The sequence below is a fragment of the Stenotrophomonas sp. PA-6-5C genome (genome assembly GCF_021605635.1).
GTDB lineage: Bacteria > Pseudomonadota > Gammaproteobacteria > Xanthomonadales > Xanthomonadaceae > Stenotrophomonas > Stenotrophomonas lactitubi.
This window is the reverse complement of record NZ_WKEE01000003.1, coordinates 56,878-81,375: the sequence shown is the minus strand read 5'-3', so window position 1 is coordinate 81,375 and position 24,498 is coordinate 56,878. Positions and strand designations below refer to the sequence as shown.

Annotated in this window: 22 protein-coding genes, 1 other RNA gene and 1 pseudogene; 11 read left to right on the top strand and 13 right to left on the bottom strand. The window is 59.2% G+C overall.

Going from position 1 to position 24,498, the window contains the following annotated elements; all coding sequences use genetic code 11:
• The first annotated feature begins 20 nt into the window (after positions 1-20).
• Genes GIW57_RS01855 through GIW57_RS01845 form a run of 3 tightly spaced genes read left to right on the top strand, consistent with a single transcriptional unit; the run spans position 21 to position 1,923 of the window.
• Complete coding sequence (locus GIW57_RS01855) at positions 21-770, top strand: 3-deoxy-D-manno-octulosonic acid kinase (protein ID WP_089239126.1); 750 nt, start codon at positions 21-23, stop codon at positions 768-770.
• Positions 770-1,537, top strand: a complete 768-nt coding sequence (locus tag GIW57_RS01850) for an MBL fold metallo-hydrolase (protein WP_236509018.1) — start codon at positions 770-772, stop codon at positions 1,535-1,537. The genes GIW57_RS01855 and GIW57_RS01850 overlap by 1 nt, the downstream gene beginning before the upstream one ends.
• On the top strand, positions 1,534-1,923 hold the full coding sequence (locus tag GIW57_RS01845) for a DUF4440 domain-containing protein (RefSeq protein ID WP_236509017.1): 390 nt from the start codon (positions 1,534-1,536) through the stop codon (positions 1,921-1,923). The genes GIW57_RS01850 and GIW57_RS01845 overlap by 4 nt, the downstream gene beginning before the upstream one ends.
• A gap of 76 nt (positions 1,924-1,999) precedes the next feature.
• Here GIW57_RS01845 and ffs read toward each other — a convergent pair.
• An RNA gene (gene ffs, locus GIW57_RS01840) (signal recognition particle sRNA small type) lies at positions 2,000-2,096 on the bottom strand.
• 299 nt (positions 2,097-2,395) lie between these two features.
• On the opposite strand from ffs, the gene sugE reads away from it, so the two are divergent.
• The gene (gene sugE, locus GIW57_RS01835) at positions 2,396-2,713 is read left to right on the top strand and encodes a quaternary ammonium compound efflux SMR transporter SugE (RefSeq protein ID WP_032977375.1); all 318 of its coding nucleotides are present in this window, start codon (positions 2,396-2,398) and stop codon (positions 2,711-2,713) included.
• 25 nt (positions 2,714-2,738) lie between these two features.
• Here the strand turns inward: sugE and GIW57_RS01830 are convergent, their stop codons facing one another.
• Complete coding sequence (locus GIW57_RS01830; RefSeq protein WP_236509016.1) at positions 2,739-3,182, bottom strand: GNAT family N-acetyltransferase; 444 nt, start codon at positions 3,180-3,182, stop codon at positions 2,739-2,741.
• 123 nt (positions 3,183-3,305) lie between these two features.
• On the opposite strand from GIW57_RS01830, the gene GIW57_RS01825 reads away from it, so the two are divergent.
• Positions 3,306-4,100, top strand: a complete 795-nt coding sequence (locus GIW57_RS01825) for an isocitrate lyase/phosphoenolpyruvate mutase family protein (protein WP_236509015.1) — start codon at positions 3,306-3,308, stop codon at positions 4,098-4,100.
• Between the two features lie 1,049 nt (positions 4,101-5,149).
• Positions 5,150-5,638: pseudogene (locus tag GIW57_RS01820) on the top strand (phage portal protein); the annotation flags it as partial.
• Positions 5,639-5,765: 127 nt separating this feature from the next.
• Here GIW57_RS01820 and GIW57_RS01815 read toward each other — a convergent pair.
• Positions 5,766-6,098 carry a hypothetical protein gene (locus GIW57_RS01815; RefSeq protein WP_019659511.1) on the bottom strand — a complete coding sequence of 111 codons (333 nt, stop codon included), beginning with the start codon at positions 6,096-6,098 and terminating at the stop codon, positions 5,766-5,768.
• Positions 6,099-6,106: 8 nt separating this feature from the next.
• A complete protein-coding gene (locus tag GIW57_RS01810) occupies positions 6,107-7,123 on the bottom strand; it encodes an RHS repeat-associated core domain-containing protein (protein ID WP_236509014.1) in 1,017 nt (338 codons plus the stop codon).
• 1,477 nt (positions 7,124-8,600) lie between these two features.
• Between GIW57_RS01810 and GIW57_RS01805 the strand changes: the two genes are divergently transcribed.
• Entirely contained in the window at positions 8,601-9,446 is an 846-nt protein-coding gene (locus GIW57_RS01805; RefSeq protein WP_236509013.1) for a DUF3800 domain-containing protein, read from the top strand.
• A gap of 170 nt (positions 9,447-9,616) precedes the next feature.
• Here GIW57_RS01805 and GIW57_RS01800 read toward each other — a convergent pair whose 3' ends face one another.
• The 4 genes from GIW57_RS01800 to GIW57_RS01785 form a co-directional block, all read right to left on the bottom strand.
• On the bottom strand, positions 9,617-10,390 hold the full coding sequence (locus tag GIW57_RS01800; RefSeq protein WP_236509012.1) for a hypothetical protein: 774 nt from the start codon (positions 10,388-10,390) through the stop codon (positions 9,617-9,619).
• 112 nt (positions 10,391-10,502) lie between these two features.
• On the bottom strand, positions 10,503-10,964 hold the full coding sequence (locus GIW57_RS01795; protein ID WP_236509011.1) for a hypothetical protein: 462 nt from the start codon (positions 10,962-10,964) through the stop codon (positions 10,503-10,505).
• A 7-nt stretch (positions 10,965-10,971) separates the two neighbouring features.
• Positions 10,972-11,292: a hypothetical protein gene (locus GIW57_RS01790; protein WP_236509010.1), complete on the bottom strand. Its 321-nt coding sequence runs from the start codon at positions 11,290-11,292 to the stop codon at positions 10,972-10,974.
• Between the two features lie 29 nt (positions 11,293-11,321).
• Positions 11,322-12,074 carry a hypothetical protein gene (locus GIW57_RS01785; RefSeq protein ID WP_236509009.1) on the bottom strand — a complete coding sequence of 251 codons (753 nt, stop codon included), beginning with the start codon at positions 12,072-12,074 and terminating at the stop codon, positions 11,322-11,324.
• Between the two features lie 112 nt (positions 12,075-12,186).
• Here GIW57_RS01785 and GIW57_RS01780 point away from each other — a divergent pair, with 112 nt between their 5' ends.
• From GIW57_RS01780 to GIW57_RS01765, 4 genes are all read left to right on the top strand, one after another.
• Positions 12,187-12,525, top strand: coding sequence for a helix-turn-helix transcriptional regulator (locus GIW57_RS01780; RefSeq protein WP_046982822.1), 339 nt, complete (start codon positions 12,187-12,189; stop codon positions 12,523-12,525).
• A gap of 112 nt (positions 12,526-12,637) precedes the next feature.
• The gene (locus GIW57_RS01775) at positions 12,638-13,690 is read left to right on the top strand and encodes a CHAT domain-containing protein (protein WP_099486578.1); all 1,053 of its coding nucleotides are present in this window, start codon (positions 12,638-12,640) and stop codon (positions 13,688-13,690) included.
• Between the two features lie 172 nt (positions 13,691-13,862).
• Positions 13,863-14,828, top strand: coding sequence for a hypothetical protein (locus GIW57_RS01770; protein ID WP_236509008.1), 966 nt, complete (start codon positions 13,863-13,865; stop codon positions 14,826-14,828).
• Between the two features lie 99 nt (positions 14,829-14,927).
• Positions 14,928-16,679, top strand: coding sequence for a hypothetical protein (locus GIW57_RS01765; RefSeq protein WP_236509007.1), 1,752 nt, complete (start codon positions 14,928-14,930; stop codon positions 16,677-16,679).
• A 117-nt stretch (positions 16,680-16,796) separates the two neighbouring features.
• On the opposite strand, the gene GIW57_RS01760 is transcribed toward GIW57_RS01765, so the two are convergent.
• The 5 genes from GIW57_RS01760 to GIW57_RS01740 all read right to left on the bottom strand — a co-directional run bounded on the left by GIW57_RS01760 (position 16,797) and on the right by GIW57_RS01740 (position 24,293).
• The gene (locus GIW57_RS01760; RefSeq protein ID WP_099486571.1) at positions 16,797-17,165 is read right to left on the bottom strand and encodes an H-NS histone family protein; all 369 of its coding nucleotides are present in this window, start codon (positions 17,163-17,165) and stop codon (positions 16,797-16,799) included.
• Between the two features lie 123 nt (positions 17,166-17,288).
• Positions 17,289-18,689 carry a site-specific integrase gene (locus GIW57_RS01755; protein ID WP_236509006.1) on the bottom strand — a complete coding sequence of 467 codons (1,401 nt, stop codon included), beginning with the start codon at positions 18,687-18,689 and terminating at the stop codon, positions 17,289-17,291.
• A 1,281-nt stretch (positions 18,690-19,970) separates the two neighbouring features.
• Positions 19,971-21,026 (bottom strand): hypothetical protein, encoded by a 1,056-nt coding sequence (locus GIW57_RS01750; protein WP_236509005.1) that lies wholly within the window; start codon positions 21,024-21,026, stop codon positions 19,971-19,973.
• 110 nt (positions 21,027-21,136) lie between these two features.
• Complete coding sequence (locus GIW57_RS01745; protein ID WP_236509004.1) at positions 21,137-23,752, bottom strand: AAA family ATPase; 2,616 nt, start codon at positions 23,750-23,752, stop codon at positions 21,137-21,139.
• 223 nt (positions 23,753-23,975) lie between these two features.
• The gene (locus GIW57_RS01740; protein WP_236509003.1) at positions 23,976-24,293 is read right to left on the bottom strand and encodes a hypothetical protein; all 318 of its coding nucleotides are present in this window, start codon (positions 24,291-24,293) and stop codon (positions 23,976-23,978) included.
• Positions 24,294-24,498: the final 205 nt, after the last annotated feature.

Here is a 24,498-nt window from a genome sequence, read left to right as displayed (position 1 = left end):
GTGTTGTTAGACTCAAAGGAATGGTCGCATTCGACGCCAATGAAGCGCTGACGCCATGCCGCGAGGGTCGCGGCATCGGGGCCATTCTGTTCGACCGCGAGCGGCTGCGGCAAGCCGACATCGGTCTGTTCTCGCCACAGCACTGGGCCGGCAAGGCCCGGCCGGTGGGTGAGGGCGGCCGCGGCAGCGCCTGGTTCGTGGATGCGCCGTTCGGTCCCAGCGTGCTGCGGCACTACCTGCGCGGGGGGCTGGCGGCCCGGATCAGCCACGACCAGTACATCTGGCGGGGGGCGGACCGGACCCGCAGTTTTGCCGAATTCCGGCTGATGCGCGCACTGCGCGAGAAAAAGCTGCCGGTGCCCAGGCCGATTGCCGCCTTCTACATGCGTGAGGGCCTGCGCTACCGCGCCGCGATCCTGATGGAGCGGATCGAAGGGGTGCGCTCGCTGGCCGACCGCGCACTGGTGGCCGGGCGCGGTGCGCCGTGGGAGGAAACCGGGCGGATGATCGCGCGCTTCCACCGTGCCGGCCTGGACCATGCCGATCTCAACGCGCACAACATCCTGTTCGACGGCAACGGCCATGGCTGGCTGATCGACTTCGATCGCGGGGTGATCCGCATCCCGGCCACGGCCTGGCGCGAGCGCAATCTCAAGCGCCTGCTGCGCTCGCTGATCAAGCTGCGCGGCGAGCGCAGCGTGGAAGACGTGGAAAAAGACTACGCGCGCCTGCGTCGCGCCTATGACATGGCCTGGAACCGGGGCACCTGATGGACTGGTCGTTGCGTTTCCTCGGCGTCGGCAATGCGTCGGCGGTCGAGCTGGGTTCGCCGATGTCGGTGATCGAGCGCGATGGCCGGCCGTGGCTGACCATCGACTGTGGTGGTGAAGGCCTGACCGCGTTCAAGGCGCACTACGGGCATATGCCGCAGGCGTTGTTCGTCACCCATGTGCACCTGGACCATGTGGCCGGTTTCGAGCGCCTGTTCGTGGACACCTTCTTCAGCGCGCAGCGGCGCGGCAAGGTGCGCCTGTACGTGCCGGCCACGGTGGTGCCGCTGCTGCACAAGCGCATCGGCGATTACCCGAACGTGCTGGCCGAGGGCGGCGCCAACTTCTGGGATGCCTTCCGGCTGATCGTGGTGGGCGATGCGTTCTGGCACGAGGGCGTGCGCCTGGAAGTGTTCCCGGTTCGCCACCACTGGCCGGAGACGGCCTATGGCCTGCGCCTGCAGGGCGCGCTGACCTGGAGCGGCGATACCCGGCCGATTCCGGAAATGCTGGCGCGCTTTGCTAACGACAATGAGCTGATCGCCCACGACTGCGGGTTGCACGGCAATCCTTCGCATACCGGGGTGGATGACCTGGAGCGTGAGTACAGCGCCGAGGTGCAGGCACGGATGATGCTGTACCACTACGCCAGCGTGGCCGATGGCCAGGCCTTGGCCGAACGCGGGCACCGGGTGGCACAGCCGGGCCAGTGCGTAGTGCTGGCCACGCCGACTGCCCCGCACGTACTGGCGCAGGATCCGCCGTGAGCAGCGCTGGCCACGCCGCAATGCCGGCGTTGGCTGCCGAGCTGGAGCGGCTGGAACGTGCACTGCATTGCCCGCAGGTGCGCGCAGATCATCAGCGCCTGGTGGCATTGCTGGATGAGGATTTCAGCGAAATCGGCAGCTCCGGCCAGTGCTACGGCCGTGAGGCCGCGTTGGAAGAGATCCCGCTGGAGCGTGCGCAGGTGGTGATCGAGTCGGACCAGTACACCGTGTGGATGCTGGCAGAGGGCCTGGCCCAGGTGCGTTACCGCAGTCGCTATCACGTCGATGGCCAACCACAGCGCTGGGTGCTGCGCAGCTCGCTGTGGCGTCTGCATTCAACGGGTTGGCGGATGGTGTTCCATCAGGGTACGCCTGAGGCGCGGTAGCGCCGGGGCATGCCCGGCGAAGGGCGCCAACCAAGGTTGGCATCTACCGGAGCGGGGCTTCGCCGAAAAGGCGGTGGCCCCGCCGGCTGACCTCGGCGCCCGCGTCGATCGATACCGTTGCTGCCTTCCGGCCCTGGCGGAGTTTTCGACCTAGCGTCGCGAGGGGCCGACGGGGCCACCATAGAGACGTTGGCCGCCCGGAGGCGGCCGATTCACGGATCAGGGGAAGCAGCGCGTCGTGCGCCGGAGACCACAGCCGGACTGCGCATCAGTTGACCGATGGCAGACGCGCATTCTAGCGCAGGCATGGGTGCTGATGCCAGCTTCACGCGCTGAATCCGATGTAACCCGTTGCCTGCGGCATCGGCCCGGGGCTGCTGCCGTTGCTAGAATCCGGCCGCAGGAGGAACGACCTCCCCCACATCGGGATTCAATGACCAGGACGGCCTGGCCCTACCAAAGGAGGGCTGTCATGGCCTGGATCTATCTGTTGTTTGCCGGCCTGCTGGAAATCGTCTGGGCCGTGTCGATGAAGCAGTCTGAAGGCTTCACCAAACTCACCCCCACCGTCATCACCATCGTCGGCATGATCGCCAGCTTCTGGCTGCTGGCCGTCGCCATGCGCAGTCTGCCGCTGGGCACTGCCTATACGATCTGGACCGGTATCGGCGCGGTCGGTGCCTTCGTGGTCGGCATCGTGTTCCTGGGCGAGCAGGTCAGCCCGATGCGGATTGGCGCGGCGGTACTGATCGTCGCCGGCCTGGTGCTGATGAAACTCTCCAGCAGCTGAGGCCGGGCATGGCTGCGGCGGGAGGCTACAGCACCCGCTCCATCTCCACGGCGTCGATCCCGGCGCCGTGGCCGTCGGCCACCACGCGTACCACCTGGAAGCCGAGGCCGGCATAGAAGCCCTGCGTGTGCTGGCTGGTGCTGAGCGTGATGCGCCGGATCGACGGGTCTGCTGCAGCCTGGTGCAGGCGGGCCACTGCCAGCGCGCGTCCCAGCCCCTGTCTGTGGCGACCTCTTTCAACCATGCCCCAGCAGAAGCTGGCGCTGCCTTCGCCACAGTTCCAGAGGCCGCCACAGGCCACCACCTGGCCCTCGACCTCGATCACCTGGAATGCGCACTGCGCGGCGTGTTCATGCAGGAAGCGCTCGAAGTCACCTCGCTCCTCGGAGGCGAAATAGGTGGGCACGTTGCTGTCGAAGATTGACAGGCAGGCGGTGATATCGCTGCAGTCGTAGGGGCGGGGTGTCATGAAGGAACGTCATCGTGGTGGCGCACTCATTGTGCGCGACGTCCGCATCATTGATGTCCGAACATGGCGAGCCCGGAAACCGGTTCGGGCGCAGACTGCAGGTCCCCGTCATCAGGAGGTTACATGTCGAATGCTCATGCCAGTTTCGTAAAACTCCATCAAGGCGCCGATCTTTACGTGCTGCCCAACGTATGGGATGCCGGTGGCGCCCGCCTGGTCCAGCAGCAGGGGGCGCTCGCGGTGGGAACTTCGAGTGCTGCGATGGCGTGGTCCTGCGGTCATGCCGATGGCGGTGCGCTGCCTGATACCGCGCTGCTGCAGCGGGTTTCCGAAATCGTTGGTGTGACCTCGTTGCCGGTCACTGTCGATATCGAGGACGGCTACAGCGATGCCCCCGACGTGGTCGCCGCGAGGGTGCTGTGCCTGGCCGATGCCGGTGTGGTCGGGATCAACATCGAAGACGGCGCAGGCAACCCTGCGGCACTGGTGGCCAAGATCACCGCCATCCGCTCGGCGCTTGGCGGGCGATCGCTGTTCATCAATGCGCGCACCGATGTGTATCTGCGCAGCCTGGCCGAAGGTGATGAGGCAGTCAGGATGAGCATCGATCGGCTGCGGGCCTATGCACGTGCCGGTGCCGACGGCGGCTTTGTGCCGGGACTGCGCGCGCTGGACGAGGCTGCTGCGCTTGCCGGCGCCGTGCCGCTGCCTCTCAACCTGATGTGGCTGCCGGGGATGGCGTCGTTTGCTGCGCTGTCGCAGGTCGGCGTGCGGCGGCTGAGCGCAGGTCCCGCGTTGTTCATGCACGCCTGGACGGCGATGGCTGCGGCGACCACGGATTTTCTCGGCGACGCGATGGCGATGCCGGAGGGGGCACCGGGGTATGCGGCCTTGAACCAGCTGTTCAGCGAAAGGTGAGGGCGCCAAGGCGGCGCGCCGACAGGCTGGGCCGCGGGCGGGTAGTCGACTCGACCGGGTCGACGCATCCACGCATGGCGTGGATCTACTGCCATATCTGGAGGAGCAAGCCCCTCTGTTGAGGGGCTGCTCCGACAGGGGCGGGGAGAGGCAGGCAAAGGGAGGGGCCCGGACGTTGCGCAGCAACGTCTGGGGCGAAGCGCGCGCAGCGCACTTCGCGTCCCCAGCCAGATAAATAAAAAAGGCCACCCGAAGGGCAGCCTTTTTTATTTATCTGGCGGAGAGAGGGGGCAATTTTACGATCCAATTAAGTCCCATGTTTTCCTATCTCATTGATATTGAACATTTTTTCAGTCCTATGCCGTACTATGAAATCCAGTCCAATCGGACTTATTTGTATGGGAAAAAGTATGGGACATATTCGATGGCTCGCCCGCTAAACCGACTCACCGCACGGGCAGTTCAAACACTCACCACTACCGGCTATCACGCCGATGGTGGTGGCCTTTACTTGCTGGTCAAGCACTCGGGCACCAAGTCCTGGGTTCTTCGCTATCGGCGACAGTGGCGACTTCGTGAGATGGGTCTTGGGGCCGTCCGTCTTTTGGGCTTGCAGGAGGCTCGTGCAGCTGCATTGGAGCAGCAGAAACTCTTAGCCCAAGGAAAGGACCCCATTGATGAGCGACGTTGCACCCGCGTAGTTGGTGCCACGTTTGGCGAAGCGGTGGACGCCTACATTCAATCCCACCGAAAGGGCTGGAAGAACCAAGCTCAGGCAGACCAATGGCATCAGTCTCTGCGCGACTACGGCCCGGCCAGGGAGATGGCGGTTTCAGCCGTGACCACGAGCACGGTCATGGCCTGCCTCTCGCCCATCTGGACGACCAAGACCGTGACGGCCACCCGTGTGCGTGGGCGCATCGAACGAGTCCTGGATTGGGCCAAGGTGCACGGCATGCGCGATGGTGAAAATCCCGCCCGTTGGCGTGGTCACCTGGAGAGCCTGCTTCCCAAGCCAAGCAAGGTCAGCAAGCCCAAACACCATGCAGCAGTCGGCTCTGCTGAACGAATCGGCCACGTTGTTCCGCCGCAGATACTACACCAACGGTTCGCACGCCGGGTTCATCCTCTACATGACCGATCCGCAGCCGGAGGGCATGGATGTGGACGCCCTGCGGCAGGCGCTGCGACACTCGCGTGGGCCGGGCAATTTCCGCAACTTGTTCGTGCATTCGCCCAACGGCAAGAAGGACGGGTTGCAGCTGATCCCGATCAGCGAAGTGGCGGCCAAGGATGAGTTCACCGGCATCAAGCGTGTGACCCGTGATGACATCCTGGCCGCGCTGCGCATCCCCCCGCAGCTGCTGGGTATCGTCCCGCAGAATGCGGGCGGATTCGGCTCAATTCGGGATGCGGCCACCGTGTGGGCGTCGATGGAACTGGCTCCCCTGCAATCGCGCATGGCCATGGTCAACGAATGGATCGGTGAGGAGGTCATCACTTTTGCCCCCTTCGAAATAGAACGTTCAACGAACTAAATGCCTACCCCTGCAGGGGCGAGGTCAAGCTACTGCTTCATTCGAAACAGGGGCGACAGGGAGAAGGTCCATACCTGTCGCCCTTGGGGGGGGGATCCCAGTGCGAGTAGCGGCGGCTGCATCGAACTTAGTTCCAGATCACGATAGTTCCATCTGGACTATTCAACTGCATCGCCTCTGGGCCAGAGTAGCCATCTTCACTTAAGTCGACTGTGAGTGTGACCCCTCTAGAAAACTGCGCAACCATTGTCTCGTGATCGAACCGGCAATCCTCCAGCACCAAGCTCAGCGTTGAGCGCGGAGGATTCTCCGCAATGCCATCGCTAAGGAGGCTGAAAGAGTTGTAGATATGCAGCTCCCAGCCATCGTGCGTACCTATCGTGGCCATGCCATCTTCAATCCCCAGTGTCACATTTTTTCCGATCAATGGCCGGAGGGCTTCCGCCTGGTGCTCGATCATGTTCAGGCCTATCTGACTGGGAAGTGAGACTTCGAATTAGGTAGCGTTTTCCCGGAGAGCGGATCTACGCCTTGCTTTCCAGCATTCTCGTACTTGATATAGCCAGCTGGATATCCAGGACTGTTTCCCCTGGGAGGGGTTGGGTCCATCATCCGCATGGTGGCGACTTGCCCATTACTGCCTCCGGCACCCCCAGTAAATGCGACACCGGTCTGTTTTCCTGCGGGGTTGATGACCGGAGTTGGTCCGCTCGCCCCTGTGGGTACCGGAAATGCTGTTCCGTTCGACGAGACGACATAGCTCGGGCCAGAAGGTGTCGCCGGGGCAGCGGCAGGAGTTGGCGCAGAGGGCGCTGCAGGTGCAGGTGCTGGTGCTGGCAGGGCCAGTGGTTGCGCCGAATTAATGGAGCCAGACATTGCCGATGCAGCAGCAGGCCCAACAACTGGCGTCGCGCGCACAATCGCTGTTGTTACCGCAAGTGCTGCGGGGCCGAACGTATCATATGCAGAGGGTGAGCTCGCTGCCGAGTCGGCATGTCTCTCCGCCGCCCGTTCCTGGCGGCCATCAGGATCGACGAATTTGTAGGGATTGCCCGCAGCGTATCGATAGCGGTTGAAGGCGGAGCCCGGTTTGTCGTTTGGTGAGACGGGATCTACAGAGAGAAAGAGCCCTAGTTGGGGATCGTAGTAGCGCTGCTGCATGTAGCTCAGCCCCGTGGCAGCATCGCTCACGTGCCCCGTGTAGCCAGGCCCATCCGTAACCGGTCCGTCCACGACACCCCCGTAGGGCTCATAGTCGTACCGTTTGATCACGTTGCCGCTTTCATCGGTTTCGGCAACGACCGAGCCAAGGGCGTCGGTGTGGATGTAAGTGACCGTCTGAGCAGTTGCGATTAGCGGCAGTGCCAAGCCAACCAACATCAGCCAGCAGAGCCAGGCGCCGACGACGCTCAGCTTGCCGAAATACGTTCTCATGCCCTTTCGGCGGGCCGACGCGCGGCACGCAATTCTCTCAAGCCATTCCATCCTTCCAATCCCTGAAAGAACCTTCCAGCAAGGCATTGCCTTCATATCACAGTCCCCGTCGGCGTGACGACCGAAGTCGGCGCCAGGGGCGGGCGGGCAAGTCTTCGAGCTGGCGTCGCGGTGGGTAGGCTGTAACACCGGTAACACCTGTGTTACACCGTGGCCGCGTTCGGTGCGAATAGCGTAACCATTTGATTATAGTTGCATATTTGACTGCCGTAACACCTGCCACACTTGCAACACCGAAAAACATCAATGTCGGAAACTGTTGCTGGATTGGGGGTGTCAATCAGATGGCAGGTTCTGTTTCAGACCCTCAATTCATAGCCTTCCTGAAACACTGTAAGTAGTGGGTGTTTTCTTCTTGGACGCTATTGGATGCCTTCCTTTCTCCCCTACCTGGCCATTGCACGTCTGGCGTCCATCTGGCCGCTCAATGCCCCACCAGAAACCCCCTTTGATGCAGGGATTCGCAGGTATTGGCATGACCTCTCAGTGTCCCCTACAGCCTTGCTGGGCCTATTCCTGGCCTGTGTGCAGGTAGTGCAGAAAAAGCACCCTATGAAGTGCGCAGGCGTGGCGGGGAGACGAGTGCGCACGCCGGGGTACGCACGGCGTTGGGCCCCTGCGCCCTCCCATCTGCTCCACTGCCTCTCAACCGCTTCTACGGGCCGCTGAGGCGCAGCGCGCAGCAGCTCTTGGTGTTGGTCGCCTGCCTGGGCGCTCATGCTGCTACGCGCGCTCAGGACCTTGCGCATGCGGCACCTCATTTCGTTACGGCTGTCAGAGGCGGTGGCGAGGGAGCGGCGTGCTTCGCGATGCACGCAGGTCGGTCATCTGAAACTGCTTGCGTGCACTCTCGCTTCTCCAAGTGCAGCGCTCTTGCTGACTATCTGGAGTGCCGTCCAAACGCGCAGGGCGCGCTGCTGATAGGCCAGGAATCAACGGATTGACGAAGTATGGGTCGCGGTATGGGGCCACATACGAACCCAAGAAAAAAGCCCCTGAAATCAGGGGCTTAGTTCGCAACTTGGCGGAGAGAGGGGGATCGGATCGACTCGAACCTAACCCCTTGACCCTGCAACAGATCGCAAACCGGACATGTGTCCTATGTTGTGGCCTATGATCGTAACGGCCTGCGTCCGTCATTGCCAGCCTGCAATACGCAAGTTCTACTCATCATTAAAATTAATCTCTGGCAACCGAGATCTGTGGCTGCCTCGTCCGAGGCGTGAGAGGATTTTTTAAGTAGTTGATTTTAAAGGTGATTTTACGAGATTCCTGTCCCGGCTCTGCGAATCGACTAACGTGGCAAGTTTTGTTATCGCCACGCTTGACGAGGGCAGTAATCTATGTATAATTCAACCCAGATGCTTGCATCTATGTGTCGAACAAGACTGGTAGGTTAGGTCTTGGCGACAAATCCTAAGGCCGCGCAAGCGGCCTTAGTTGTGCATGGGAGTGACAAGGAAAGTTCATGCATTTCTGCTATGTAGATGAGGCGGGGTGCCCAGGCATGCTTCCTGGCCCCAATTCCCAAGTCCAGCCCGTTCTCGTCATAGCAGGCCTTTTTGTGCCTCATGACAAGCTAGCGAAGCTTACAAGGGAGTTTCTCGTACTTAAGAGGCAGTTCAACCCTGGCCTTGCGCCTGCGCAAAGTCACTGGCTCGACATCTCTCTCAAAGAAATCAAGGGCGCGGATTTGCGCTCATCCATCCGCAACGGCGGCAGAAATCGTCGTCGCGCGGTGTTCAGGTTTTTAGATAAGACATTGGCGCTTCTTGATGAGTGCGAAGCCAAGTGCGTGTCGCGGATATACATCAAGAAGCCAGGCCTGAACTTCAAGGGGCAGGCTGTTTACACGTCTTCAATTCAGCAAATTTGCGCGTGCTTTCAGAGTTACCTCTCCCATAAGGGAGGGCAAGGTATGGTCATCGCAGACAGTCGTACTGCTGCTTTGAATTCGACCGTTTCGCACTCTATTTTCACTCAAAAGTTCAAGATGAATGGGGATGCTTACGATAAGATCTTGGAAATGCCAACTTTTGGGCACAGTGAAAATCACGTCCCCATCCAAATTACAGATTTTCTCACCTCAAGCCTGTTGACGCCTATGGCTACGCATATTTACTGCACGGGCCATGTTACAAGCGTGCATGTCCGCGTGGAGGATAAGTTGATCTATGATCGTTACCTTTCAAAAATGCGAGCGCTTTCTTACCGGTATCAGGAGGACGGGCGGTCGCGGGGAGGCATCACGATAGTAGATGCTATTGCACACCGCTCACCAGCTTTGCTCTTTGCGCCGACGAATTCCCCATAGCTATTACTTAGCCTGCCCAAGTCGTTCCTTCTTCATTTCGGGGAAAGTTGGCAATTAATTGGGCTGATGCTCGGAAATGACCAAATACCTCTACGAGTGATCGCGTATCCTCGTCAGCGTGGTATTGGGGAAGCTGCATGTTGGAACAACATTCACTCGATTAGTTGGATTTACTGCGACTGTGTGGACGAACCTGCCTTATCAGACGCCTCTGCGGTCGATAGGTGAGTTCTTATTTCAACGCCATCATTCTTAAGAATTCGCACCATCTTTAGCTCGCTGTCGTAGATCGCGATCCAGTTGTCACTGGTCTCGACAATGCGGCCTTCAGTGAGGCGCTCTGAATCCTTCCAGAGTTCTGAGGTCTTTGCCGAGGCTTCCGTAAGAAACAGCTCCTTTGTTTCGTCGGCTTTGCTCTTGCCAAACTTCTCCCCTACAAGGCCCGGCACAATGGCCAGTAACAGGACAAAGCAACCGACGCTCGCTGCGGCAGAGAGGAACACCGCTGATCCCAGAAGGGCGACGATGGGTTGTCTGATCCAATAGGATCGCCGTTCGAGCCACCCTCGCATCGCTGTGTTCTCTTTGACAGGCGCACGCGCGATGACAATGGATAGCGTGGACATTCCGATCATGGTGAACACAATGCCCCAAGGAATATCGCTGATCAGCCGAATGCCTTGGATGATGACCACGTAGTAGCCGTGGATGATTTTTGCATCGGTGGCTTGGGGGAAGAGGGCCGCAGGAACCCCCATCTCTGTCAAGTAGGTCGAATGCGCGACATCACCGGACAAATGGAGGAAGAACCCGATCAGGGTAGCCATGGCCAAGATGCCGCCCGCCATCGTTGTTAGCGCAGAAGCGATGTGCGAGGGCGATTTGGCGCCGGCGTAGCCGGCTTCCTTCTTCGTCTGCTCCCCGTCCGCTCCACTGTCCGCCATTCCCTTGCCTCGCTGATATACGCCCTAGAATCGTTGTGCCAGATTTAATGAGCGGACGCAACGCAAAGGCCCCGCCGAAGCGGGGCCTCTTGAAAGGATGGTCAAGAGGCGCCTACCTCAACTCCGTTGAGCGGACCAGGCTGTAAACAACCCCGCCCAACACCGGAGCCACCACGTGCGCCGGCACAAGCGCCAGGACGAGCAGGCTGAAGATTGCTCGGCTTTGCTCAGGACGGGGCAGCAGGTCAGCAAAGCCCATCCCGAGGAAAGCGGCCAGGTGGGCGGCCACCACGATTGCCCAGGTGACGAAGAACCCTTTCCAGAACCCGCCGCGCTGGTGCGCGGAGGGGGCGTACGATTGCCGCTCGGTTTCTTCCTGGCGCCGGTAGGCCCGGGCGTTGATCCAGTAGAGAAACCCCAACACGGCCCAGGTGACCAAGCCGCCCGCGATAGCGAGCCAGCCCAGCGGGGCTCGCTGCTGCAGGGCCTCAAGGCCGCCGGCCACGAACAACAGGCCGGCGCCTCCCAGCAGGACCGTCGCGCAACCGACATGAGCGTAAGAACGCGTGGTCATGGTGGCCTCAGAGCTTGTGGGCGGTCCACTCGCCGGAGGCTTTCGAAAAGCGAACCGGCTGAACGAACGGCCGGGCTTGGACGACGCTGCCCATGTCGAGGACGACAGAGCCGCCCACGTCGCAGATCACCCCGTCGGCCGTTTCCGATTTCTTGCAGCCGCTCAGGCTGAAGTCTCGGTATTCCTTCACCCAGACCTGGCTGCCGAGCACGCGCTCAAACTCGGCGGTGATAGCCTTTTGCGCCTGCTCGTCGGAGGGTTTGCTGCCGCAAGCCGCCAGCGCCAAAACGGCGGTCAAGCTGAAAGCGATGGTCTTGATCGAGTTCATCGAGTTCTCTTCCTGGTTGAGGTGGTGTCTTACTTGTCGCGGTTGCCGGTCGGATCAAAGCCGGCAATCCACATGCGGGTATCGCGGAAGGGCGTGAGCATTCCCGAGGGGCCGGGATACAGGTCATCAGCTCGCAAGAAGCCGGACACCCAAGCGGCGCTCAAGGCCACTTTTCGGGCTTGCCACGCCACACCGTCGCGGGTCGTGCGCACGTTGAAGGGCTCGCGGGGCGGGGTAGGGCCAGTGGTCCGGTCGTCGCCGGTGTTCGGCTTCCCGGCGCGAACCCTCAGGCCCACCATCAGGTCGGTGGTTGCCTTGGCTCGAGCGTTGCTGTTGAGCTCCGCTTCTTCCCCCAGGTCGTCCCGGATGGTCAACGGGGCGTCGGCGCACGCTCGGAAGGTCTCGGTGGTGGATGCCGTAGCGCTAGTCCAGATCCGTGCTTCAACCGTCCAGCAGGGCAGGCTTGCGCCCCATTCGCGGAAGGTCAGGGCGACCCGCGGCCAGTCCAGCCGGCCCTGCTGGGCGGCCTGGTGGTTCTCGTTCTTGAACAGCCCGTTGATGCGGCCCGCACCGCTGATCGGGGTGTAGAGGGGGCCAGCGGCGGCCGTGGCGGTTCCGGCCGCCGGCTTGGCCCCGAGTGCTTGCTGGCCGGCGTCCTTCAAGCTCTTCCCCAACTGCCGGAAGAAGCCGGGCTTCGTTTCAGCGAGTTCTTGGGCAAGGGCGGGGAAGCTGGCGACGGCCAGTGCGAGGAGCGCGACGGCTCCCTGTCGTGCGTGCTGCATGGGTAAGCCCCAGTAGACCACCGACGCGGTGGCATTTACGATAATCGCAGATGTGCAATCCGGTTCCAACCGTCAGACTTGGAGGGAGTTCAGCTGTGGTGCAAGATTCCGGATGCCCCAACCCAAGACGCCCGCGACGGTCTATGGCAAGCGCCTGCGCAGTGCGCGGGTCGCGAAGGGCTGGACGCAAGCCCAGCTCGCCGAGCGCATCGGGATGGTCGACTCCGTCTCGGGAGCGACGAGGGTGAGCCGCTACGAAACAGGACAGCACGATCCTGACCCAGCCACTTCAGAGGCTCTGGCGAAAGCGCTCGGTCTTCCAGTGGCCTACTTTCACGCCACCTCCGACACTCTTGCTGAGGTGATCCTGTTGGTATCAAAGCTACCTGTGTCCAAGCAGAAGGAAGCTCTTAGGCGCCTGCGTGAGATCGCCGATTCGAGCGACAGATAGTCCAGGCGGGCTTCGTCTCAAGGCGTGATACACGCGGCTGGCATAGTCAGCCCCAGGCGATGGCTTGAAGACCCCAACCCGTCTCTAGACTCAATTCAAACAGGAGTAGGCGATGTCGGTCGATCAACGGCGGCGCGCAGTGGAGGCGGTGCAGAAGATCATTGCGCGGCTACAAACTGACAAGTCGCGCGAAGTAGGCAAAGCGGCGGCTGAGCGAAAGAAGGCTTTGGATGCCTCGGCAGCGGCGGCACGGACGAAGTCGTTGCCTACGAAGATGGCTAAGCTTAAAGACGCCCAGCGCTATGAGGCGAGCGCGGTAGCCCTTGAAAAGAAAGTCGCAGATCTAGAATCCAAACTTGCGCGGGAACAAGTGAAGCTTAGTGATGCTAATAAGCAGCTCACGACCGCGCTACAGCAGGACGAGAGAAGGCGGGCGGCTATGCAAAAGCGTGAACGTGCGTCCCAAGTCGCAGAGCTCTCGCGAGTTCAAGGTCGTCTAACTCAGCACGACCAGCTCCATCGAACCACGGCGGACAAGTTAAGGCGTTTGCAGGAGCTTCCCGAGCGTCTTACGGTGCTTTTCCTTGCCTCCAATCCCATCGATCAACAGCCGCTCCGGCTAGACGAGGAGGCTAGGTCCATCCACGAGATGGTGCGGAAGTCTGAGCACCGCGACGTGGTGAGGCTGGAATCTAGGTGGGCGGTTCAACCGCTGGATGTGCTTCAGGCCATCAATGAATGCAAGCCGGGTGTTGTGCACTTCAGTGGTCACGGGTCTGAAGATGATGAAATTTTGTTCCAAGACAGCGCCGGCCGAACGAAGCTGATTAGTAAAGAAGCCATCGTGCAGACCATGATGGCTGCATCCGGCGACATTCAGCTCGTGTTCTTCAATACCTGTTTTTCCCACAGCCAAGCGGCCGCAATCGTAGAGCACGTGCCCTGCGCGATTGGAATGAACACAGCCATCGGCGATCAGGCGGCTCGTGTCTTTGCCGCGCAGTTCTATTCCGCAGTAGGATTTGGGCTTTCTGTAGCGATGGCCTTTAACCAAGCCAAGGCGGCCCTCATGCTGGAGGGGATCAATGAAGCGCGGACGCCTGAGCTGTTCGCTGCGCCAGGGGTTGATCTTTCAGGCGTATTTCTTGTCCGGCCAGAAGGATAGAGCGAGGTTACCCGCTATTTTGTCCGTGCCAGTTTTAGGAATTCTCCTTGGCTGCCTGGGGGATAGTCAGCGCTGTTCTTCAACTTTGGGCAGTGCCGCGTGGGCGCATGGCTTAAGAACCCAACTCCCAGGCCGATAGGGGCATGACCTGCTGCTACGCGAGGACAAGGACGTGAGGAAGACACTGATTTTTGGAAACGGGCTGGGAATGGCGCTCGATCCCAATCTGTTCTCGCTTGATGGCGCGATTGGACGGGCATGGGAAGGTGAGGGCATCTTTGATCCGGAGACCCGGGCGCTGGTGCGCTGTTGTCTAGTAGACGATGGCGACACGGAGCGGCCCCATGGGGAGGACGACTTGGACGCGCTTCAGTTGGTGGTGTCGTCGTGTGATTTTCTGGATAGGATGAGCCAAGGCGGAGCGCATTGGCTTAGTTTGCACGGACAGCAGTTCCCTGCCGCTGTGCGTAAGTTTCTTTACCAGACAGCCCTCCAGTTCCATCAACGTGAAGTCGTTCTTCCATTGGAGTTCGCGCAGCCGCTGGCCGCCTTCCTTCACGATACCCACTCGCATGTCGCCACCCTCAACTACGACAACCTGCTGTATCAGCGGATGATCGAAGCCTACGTATTGAAGGGCTACGGCGGCGCGTTGGTGGATGGCATGCTGACCGCTGGCTTCGCATGTGAGAACTTGGAGCGCAGGCAGGGGAGAACCTTCGGATACTACCTTCATCTCCACGGCTCGCCGCTTTTCGTAGACCAGGATGGCGTTACCCGAAAGCTGGCGCAGGCAGAGTTGAGAGAGGCTGGGGATGTTGTGGGGTCGCATATCGTGCTTACGCACGTCAAGCATAAACCCACCGTGATTGCGGCCTCTCCCTTGTTGCAGAGCTATTGGAACCACTTGGAGCTGGCCCTGGCTGAATCTGAGGAGGTCATCTTGTTCGGCTATTCAGGGCTGGACACTCACCTCAACGAACTGCTTGAGCGGCGCTCCCCTGAAAGAATTCGCGTTGTTGAGTGGCAGGGTGCAGGGGAGCAGGCTGAGCGCGAGCTATTCTGGGGGAAGTCCTTGGGCAAGAATGCCACCGTTCTTCGCTTGGCTAACGTGTTGGATTTCACAGAGTGGGCCTGACGCCGGGGTGAAACACTGGTTGTAGTTTTGGCCTTGCCAGAAGCCTTGGTCGGTCAGCAGCATTGCATTAGGGCACTTTTCGATAAAAGGGACTTTCTTATGCAGCAACTGGACACCTACCTGCGAGCGCCTCAGCCGGGCTACGCTGTCCTGATCTCCGGGGACTGGGGGGTTGGAAAGTCCTACCAATGGGAACGCTACGCCTTGCGACTGTCAGACCGTTCGCCGATCACTATTTCTGCGGCGGGGCTCGAGACGCTGGAGGATCTCGAGAGGACTTTGCTTCAGGCATCAATCAACCTGGCAGTCCCCGGTGTCGTTGCAGAAGTGGGATCTGTGCTAGGAAAAGCATTGCTTCGCGTGGCAAAAATTGAGCCAAAAGACATTACTTGGCGCGCGGAGCTAACCCGTGAAAAGACTGTGGTCTGCATCGACGATATCGAACGTTTTGCAGGTCCCTTCAGCATCATCTTCGGCTTTATCGTCAATCTCATTGACCGCAGCGGTGTTCATTGTGTCCTCATTGCTGACGAAGTTCGCGCCGGAGAGAGGTTCGATGATTTCGGGAAATATAAGGAGCGAATTGTTGGCGCCACCATCCATATGGAGCCTGATCTGGCGGAGTTCTGTCAGCTGACCATTAATGGCTATTCGGAGGGGAGGTTGCGTCAGGTTCTTGGAGGCGGAGTCGAGCACATCACTAGCCTCATCGGGAATGCTCGCGTCACCAACTTGCGAACAGTCAGGACAGTAATCGGCGAGATGAAAAGATTGGCCGAAGCGCTTCCGCAGGACGCACTAGATCAATTTTTCAAGAGTTCCCTGCCCAGCGCAGTGTTCTTCTGGACGGTTGCCCTCGCCCGTGATGCCAATGACCGCGAGTTGGTCCGGAAGGTCTTCTCGACCGATCAGGTGGGCATCATGCTTGCCCTTCACGACGTGATGAAGGAGAAGGGGCAGGCCGCAGAAGATGAGACATCCTCCCTCTCATCCACGTTGGAGCAACTTGGACTAAGCGCGGCTGTCCACAGTTGGCCAGCGTCGCAAGAGTTCATCGATCACATGCGTGGATCGGCGGCCGTCGACTACCAAATTCTCGCAGCTCAGTTTGGGCTGCTCCCGGAAGTTCGGCCTTATGATCCCCTCGCGATCATCGGAGACTACGCCTCTGCTACGGATGGAGAAGTCCAGGCGGCCATCAGTTGCGCCCAGGCCGAACTGGTAACGGGTGGTCAGAATGGACAGATGGTCAAGCTGTCTCGGATCTTCAGCATCTATCGAAGCCTCTATTTCCTCAGCTTCAAAGGGGTGTTCGTCGAGACGCAAGAAGAGTGGACCCGAGCGGTGCTGCGGCGCCTGGATTACTATCTGAACGCACCTGACCTCATCGATTGCGATGGTTATGAAGTTTGGCCGGCCGACTACAATGCCGAAGAAAAGGAAGTTATCGCTAAGTGTGACGAGATCGTAGAGGTCGCCCGACAACATGCAAAGGAAGTGGCGAGCACAGGTGCACTTTCCTGGATTCTCAGCGGGAAAGGCGTGGCGCCCGATACAGACACCACGCCTGTGTTCAGTTCCGCGCCGCCACCGGAGGACTTCCTGGCAAAGCTTCGAGGAAGCGGCATAGCGGCTGTCATCCGCTTGACTAAAGCTCTCCGGAAGCGGCTCAGTGTCATCAATTCGCCTGATTACGTGGGTGGGGACAGGGACTACGCCCAGCAGCTCATGATCTGCATCGAGCGGGGTGTTCCCTCCAAGCGCCCAATGACGTTGCTTGATGCGGAACTCAGGCAAGCGATGACCTACCTTCGCTCCTTCGTTCAAAAAGTTGATAGGTATAAGCGCTAATGCGCATGGCCTCCCTGGGCTCCGGAGAATGCCTGAGCACTAGCTCGTCGCCTTCCCTGGCACTGGTGCTCAATCGGGTTCGCGCGGTCACGTAACTCTAGTCTATCGAGCAAGGGCTCATTCGATGAGAAAATCGCTGGGCGACTTGCCCTTCTGGATCAGCGCAGCAAGCCACCTCGGTTGGCGGCCACGGCCGGACCAGGTTTCGCTAGGGTTGGCCGGATTGCGGTATTTAGGAGCCACCTTACTGCCGGCCGTCTTCGCGGGCTTGCGGCCGGTCCGCTTCTTGGAGGTATCGGAAGAGGCCGTTGAAACCGCTCCATAGAGCTCCTCAATCGTGTAACCGTGGTCTTTGACGTATTGGTTGATCTTGGCTCGCATAGCCGCAGCCTTGGGTCGGGTTAGCACCTTGGTTTGCTGCTTTTCTGCCTGAGCGATCAGGGTCTTAAGTTCTTTGGCCGACAAGCCGCTGACATCGATGGTCATCTTTTTTGATCCGAGCGTTGAGGTCTTTAGCGTAATTCCAAATGGAATTCGATGCGAACGCTCCCTGACGAGCCCAGGCCGGCCTTCACAACTTGGTTGGGGCCTGGGCAACACCTTCAGGCCTCATGGATAGAACTTGCTCGGATCACCCAATTGTTCCGCGAACTGCTCACGCTGGTAACGTGGCAATTCCACGTTGGGCCGATACAGCTCCAAGGCGCTGATCTGCTTGCTCCGGGTCACCTGCGGTTTCTTGTGGAGGTAGTGCTTGCGCAACACCTGGACCCGATCCCGTGGATCGGTGCTGTGGCCGGTGACCAGTGCAATCTCCCTCTCCGGAACATCGTTCACATCAAGCTCGGTCGCCAGGGTGTGGCGGAAGGCATGGAACCCGATCCCTTTGGCGAACCCAAGGCTCTTCAAATAGCGGCCGAAATCCACCACGAATTGCTGGCTGTAGCGGGCGTTGGTCTCTCCGGTCTTCCGGTTCACGCCGGCAGAGAGGAGGGGGAACAGCCGCGGGTGGCCAGTGGCCTTCATGTCTTCGACGAACTCGAGGAAACCGGCATCCAATAGGGGCTTGGCGATGGGGACGATGCGCATGCACCCGGCTCCCTTCATGCTTTGCCGGCTACGCCGTTGGCGCTTCGGATCCGCGGCGAGGTCTTCATCGATGGTCTTTTGGAAGGCGATGCACCAGATGCCGCGCTCCTGGAGGATGTCGGTCAGCTTCAGCTGGCACACTTCGTTGACGCGAGCGCCCGTGTAGAGGCCAATCATCGGTGCCCACCAGTGCTGCGGCTTTCTCGCCCAAGGGATGAAGGCTGCCGGGTCGAAGATGGCCTGCAGGTCTCCGTCCTCGAACAGGCGGATGGCCTTGTCGGGATCGATGGCGTGATCTTCTTTTGGTTTGCGGAAGGCCTTCATGGGCGAGGACGCGATGGCTTGCCCGTTGACCAGGTGGTTGAAGAAGGCGACCAAGAAGCGGCGGTGGCGCTCTTCGGTGGCCGGGGCCAAGGGCGCCACATCCTGCTCTTGGCCCAAGGCGATCGCGTCCTTGTAGCTGAGGCGCTTCAATCGGGGATCAGACAGCAGGTTCTTCGGGGTCCAGCGCAACAGCTGCCACAGTGCTTGGATGTGCTTGTAATCCACGCGGCAGGCCGAAATGTTGCCGCAGGTCAGCAGGAGAAGCTTCAGGGTGCGCTCGGTGGCGAGCACGGTCTTGGGATCCAGCTGCCGGCGGCGCATGTCCGCCAAGTGATCATCGATCTCCTTGGCCAAGGGGCGCGCTGGTGTCCCCATCGGCAGTTGCTGGGGATAGCGGGTGCCGCTTTTTAGGGTGTTCCTGCGGCCGGTCTCGTCCAAGGCAGCCAAGATGCATTCCTGGAGATTGATAGCCGCCTCGCGGCCTTGGATGGTGGCTCGGTCGATGCGGAAGCGACCGATGTGGATGCCTTCCAAATGCAGGGTGCCGAAGGGCGATGCGATGTAGTCGGTGAGTGCTGCGGAGGGTAGAGCGGTCATTGGTTCACTTCCATCTGGGGGATGGAAGTACGGATAAAACAGGCCGCAAATTCGTCAACCGGGTTGATACAAAAATTTGCACGCCGCGTAACCACCCTAGGCGTTGCGTTGCTGACGAGGTTGGCTCAGGGAAATGATTGGATCCGTTATCCGTGCCAAACCCTTTAAAATAAGGGTTTCCCTCTAAATTCTCTTCGATTCATCGCAGTCAATTCCGTACTGTTTGCAGAATATTAACTAACAAATTGACGCGGCGATCCTCTCTGCTTTATGAATGCTTGATGAATGATGTGCTGTTTAACTGCAATAAGCTAACGAGCTGCGCGACTAAGTTAGAAAGGATCTGTACGGTAGATAAATTATGGCGCGTGCCCATCATCGGAGTCCTTTAATTCTCAGGATTTGCGACGGGAGGGCTATAGCGTGACGTTCGGAACATCCATCTAGTCTGGAGAGCATCCGATGACCACAAGCTCCATTTCCGTCAAGTGCCGTTGTGGTAGCGACAAGTTCAGTATTCCTAGCACCCGGCGCCCTTCTGACACGATCTCCTGTGCCAGGTGCGGGGCTACCGGAAGGTATGGGGACGTCATGCGTACCGCCGGGAGCCAGGCAAAAGCCGCAGTGGAGAAGCAGCTCAAGGACGCCTTCAAGAAGGCGGGCTTTAAGCTCAAATGAGGGGCCTCCCAAGTCGGGAATAGCGCGACAGCTTGGGGAAGTTAGAAAAGGATCTGGGGCCGATGCGGCTGTTGCTGCGTGGCCCGATGCAGACGTTAGGCGGCACGGCAAGTCAATCTTCTTATTATTTCTAACTAGGAGTTCAAGTATGCCCATCAAGCCTGGTCCGAAGCCGATTGCAAAGTCCACGGGGAAGCCTGATCAGCGGCGCCGGGATAACAAGGAGACACCCGGCAACACACCCTCTCTCAAGCCTCACAAGCACAAGAAAGGCAGCTAAAGAAGGACGTATTACTTAACGAGCGTGCCGCCTAACGCTTCTGGCGCGCTTGCTTCACCACAGCCATTGATACGTCTTGCTGGGGAACGATCGGCTACTAAGCAGGTGACACTCTCGAACTTTTCCGCATGGCCTTGAACAGACCTCCCACTTCTTCGCCCATGAGCAGGCACTTGTTTGTCGCGCTCTGGGCGAGGAGTCCACGCTCAAGTTCGGCCTGGGCGACGTGGGCCTGAAACGGGCTCAATGAGGAGGCCGGTGTGATCATAGATCGCTCCTAGAATAAGGATGAATCGCAGTTCTGCCGAGGTCAAGTTCGGATCTTAGTCGAACCCAAGTTGCTGTCTGAGACGGGCCACGATCATGTCGGCCTCCCCATTTGGCATGGTCTCGGCAGTGAAGGGCACGTGGACGTAGTAGCCTTCACCCTCCTCAAGGGATTTGAGTTCGATTCCAGCCGCAGAGTAGGTTTGAATCATAAGTGCCTTCAGCGGATCGAAGATCGCCAGGCCCTTGCCAGCCTCGCGTTCTTCCCAAACCGTTCGCAGTGCCGCTCTAAGGGCGGGTATCAAAGTGACTAGGTGGGACTTGGCGTAGGCGGGGCACAGCTCTTCTAATGAGTCCGTTGCCTCAATGGCGTCCAAGTGCCCCAGCAGGTAGCCGGCCATCTTGAGCGGCATGGCGATGGGCTCGCCCGCCTCGATCAGGAGTCGGTCAACATCTCCGTGGATGCGATATTGCTTTATCTGCTCTTGGGCACGCGCCAATGAGTATTCCGCCGCCCGGTTGAATTCTTGGGCGTAGCGATGTTTTAACGCTTCAGAGTCACCGATCATCCCCGTCATCCGACAGGCCGCGTATTCTTCCCAGGCCGTGAGGATGGTCTGCAAGAGGGCAAAGTCCACCCATTCGCCCTTCGGCCTAGTCAGCATCAAGCCCGGCATGGCCTCGTCGCGCCACTTCAGCTCGGCCACATGGCCAAACTCGTGGGCAATAATGTGGAGCGCATCCAGGTGATGCTCGTGGGTCGGATCTACCAATGCATCGATGGTATTAGCGTTGTAGACCACGTGCGACATCACTTTGCCATCCCGCCGCACGTTCATTGCTTTAGCTACGGCAATAACATCGCCATTGTTCGTGTATTGCCTAGCGATCGCTGATTCATAGCCCAGGTCAACAGAGGAAAGGGCGGCGTCGAAGTCGTATCCCACCGTGACACCCGCCAAGCGTTCGAGGTCGAGGAAGCGCCCACAGGCGATGATGGCGCCGCTCATTTCGTCGCTAAATCTCTGAATGAACTCTTGGTCCTCGGGAAAATTCATGAGGGCCAACTTAGTGTTTTGAGGGACGGTCGAGGGTGGCAGTTCGTCGGTCATGTTGCGGGGGTGTCCTTCAGGTTATCGAAGGTGGAGCAGCTGCGCCCGGCTATGAAATCAGCCTTCCATCGTGCGTGGCCGCTTGATCGGTCAGCTTGAGACTGAAGCAGTCACGCAGCTGCAGCCTTGTGTGCCCGCTCATCAAAACCTTTGATCCACTCGATCATGGTTTGGACGTCCTTCAACAGTTCATCGGGATCAGGGAGCCACGCGGGAGTCTCGATTGGCTGGGAATGTTCGAATGCAGAGTATTTTGTCATCATGGCCTCGATCAGTGCGCAATCCTCGGGCGTGATCGCGTTTAATCGCTTGAGCTTATTGAGAGTTTTAATCTCACGGCGATAGCGGTTGATGATGCCCGAGCAAAGATCGTCCTCGACTGAGCGTTCAACGAGGATGCGGAAGTTGCTGCAAGCAGCTTTGAGCGCGATGGCCTTTATCTGGCTATCGTATTTCTTGATAGCTCCTATTTCGCTGACCATCTTGTTGAAGCCTGACTTGGGTTTGAGTGAAAACGAGTCGATCGTTGCTGGCATGCCCGTATCTGCGCCATCGCGTCCAATTGAAGCTACATGAGCTTCCACAGGCGAAAGACCAAAAGAGGGTCGTTGTTCGGCGGCACTCCTCAGTAGCACCATCAGCGATAGTCGGTGGGTAAGAACCACGACTTGGCGGTGTTCTGCTAGATCCACCAACCGCTTTGCAACCGCCTCCTCGTAACGTTGGTCCAACGATGAAATTGGATCATCGAATATTGCAGGAAGGCCTCTATCTGCACCGGTTGCATCGGCCAGGAATGCGGCAAGTGCCACGATCCTCTGCTCTCCTTCGCTCAGGATTTCTCGGTTCTTTATGTGGGACTTGGCGTCTTTCAACTCGATGTAGAAGCTGTAGATGCCTTTTCCCGAGGCCTTGTGGTTCATGCGCACCGGCAGGTTGCTGCCGCCAAGTGCCTGCAACTCCGCGTTGAACCGATCGCAATACCCCTTCGCTAGCTCTGCTTCACCGATCTCATTGCTTTTTATGGTGAGTGACCTGGTAAGGGTGAGCTGAATGGCGGCTTTAACAACTGTCAACTTTTTGAGACGCACCACTTCCGCTCGCACGGCTTCAACTTGGCCGCAGAGCCATTCCTTGGCTTTGAGCTCTCGGAGGCGCGCCTCCTTCTGGGCACGCCCGCTTGGATCCAGGAGAGTGGCCAGTGCATCGCGCTGGGCAGTGGTAGCGACTTTTGTATGGTCCAGCGCCTCTGTCCATATCGACCACTTGATCGACGGGATGCTGGCCATGTCAGTGGCAACACCCAGCGCCCTAAGCCTGGCATTGACCTCTTGGGCAAACGTCGCGGCTTGTGCGCCGTCGAGTCCAGCTGCGGCGCACTGGGATTGCCAGGCGGCGCTTGTCTCCACCACCTCCTTGGGAAGTGCAGCCATCAACGTGGTGAGTGTGTCCTCTGCAGCTTTTGCTTCGGTCTGTAAGGTGGCATTGAGATAGTCTTCAAAGCTGACTAGCCGCTCCCTTCCATCGGAGTTGAGCGATTGCTGGCAAAGGACGCAGCGTGCCCCCTCCTCCACATGGGGGTAGATGTGGTCGGGGTAGGCCGCCCCCGTTGAATAGGCCTTGGCTGCTTCCCACAATGTCTCCCAAACCGGACCTCCAACCCCCTTCAAAGGCATGCCATTGATGAAGGTAGTCGCGTAGGCGGTAGCAGCTTGTCGCTTGAGGGTCGCGTTCGTTCGAGCGGAGACAATGGCCTTTGACTTCTCATCACTCAAACTTTCTGCCAGTTGAGACGCGCTTTCTTCCAGCTTGGTTAGCCGCTCAAGATCGGTGATTGCTTTCGCATGTGCGACGGCGGGATTGGCCTGGGCAAGTGCTGTTTCGAGCGCAAGCCGCTCCTGAAGCAACGCGTCCGGAAAGGCGCAAGCTTCTGCAATTGCCTCATCGTTGAGCGTGGGCTTCAGTTTTTGAAAAAAAACCGAAGCCGAAGTCTGGACCAACTCCACCGGAATTACGGGAAGTTGGGAGATAAGCTGTGAAGCGCGTGCCTCTAAGCGTTCGCTGACGCGATCGGAGATAGTGATGAGCGCGCCGACAAATCGCATGGCGCGGGGGAGATGTGTGGCGGTGCTTGCCGTATCTCCAAGTTCCAGTGCAGTGGCTGAGTCGAATACTGGCACGGCGGCAAGCTTTGGGTGTGGGCCAGATGCTGCGTGCCAGTCTAGGGTGTTCGTTGCCAGCGTTCCGTCGGTCGCACTCGTTGTGGTGACCGTCACCTGCGCGGAAGCGGCTTCAGTGGCGTTCCCAAATACGTTGCCGTGGATCGCTCCTTTTGCTCTGGCTCCGCAGATGTGTTTCATAAGACGGGCATAGCCAGACTTTCCCGAGCCGTTGGCCCCGTAAACGACGGTCATGTGCCCTTGGGATAGATCCAAGATGGCATTGGTGCCGATGGCGTTTACACCGCGGATGGCGGACAAAGCGTCGATGCGCAGCGCGCCTACGCTTGGAGTTCCCAAAATCACGCCGGGCGCCAGCGCCGGGTACGGGGTTTCCAATGTTTTAGCTGCCTCCTTCAAACAGTGAGAGGCGAGGGCGTCCATCTCTTGATCTGTCGGCATACGCCGATTACTTACCAGCCCATCTGCTGCCATGCGTAACCAGCTGGGGCGGGAGTTCAGCCAGCTTTCCAAACTTGTGGGCACTGATGAATTGCTCTTTGCCATCGATCACATCCCCTGTGCTTGACGGTGGCCAGGAAGGCGACCGTCCCCCATGGCTCAATAGTGATCCCCATCACAGCAAGGGGCAAGTGGGCGATCGATTTGCGGCGAAAGCGCTCAGTTGTCCTTCGGGGATGGCGGCGGAATTTTCTGGCTGTTCACTTGTAGCTTCTCAGGTAGTGGGACGCGCTGACCCCCGGTAGCGGAAGCGCTGCGGCCCTCCGGCTCAAGTGGAAGCTTCAGTGCCCAATGAGATGGCTAGCAGCCAGGCTGCCCCCAAGTCAGATGCTTGTTCCCGGAGTTTGTTTCGATTCTGAAGATGCATCCGAAGTGCCCCCACCAGCTCTGCATCTTCAAGCGCTTCTGCCCTCGCCAGGAACGCCAGCTCGCCGATGCGAGCGCGCCGTCTGGCTTCATCGCGTTTGGCTTGTTCTTTGGCTTTTGATTCGCGGCGCTGGGTTGCTAACAGCTCGCGCGCTTGGAGCTGTGCGAGCTGCTGCGTAGCGCGCTGGATCCTGTCATGGAAGTGATTGGTCCGCATCATCGAACTCCTTACGTGGGATTTTTGAGTGAAGCAAATAAATAGGTGACGTCAAGGGTTTCAGACGTGCTTGGTCGACTGCGCGTTCAAAGCGCTGAGGGGCATAAAAAATTGTCTAGAAGCAGAAGAGCAAGAGCGCACCTAGGCGTTCCTGGGGAACGCGTGCGCAAAGGGCTTCGCCCCTTGGACCCCAATCGCTTTCAGCGCT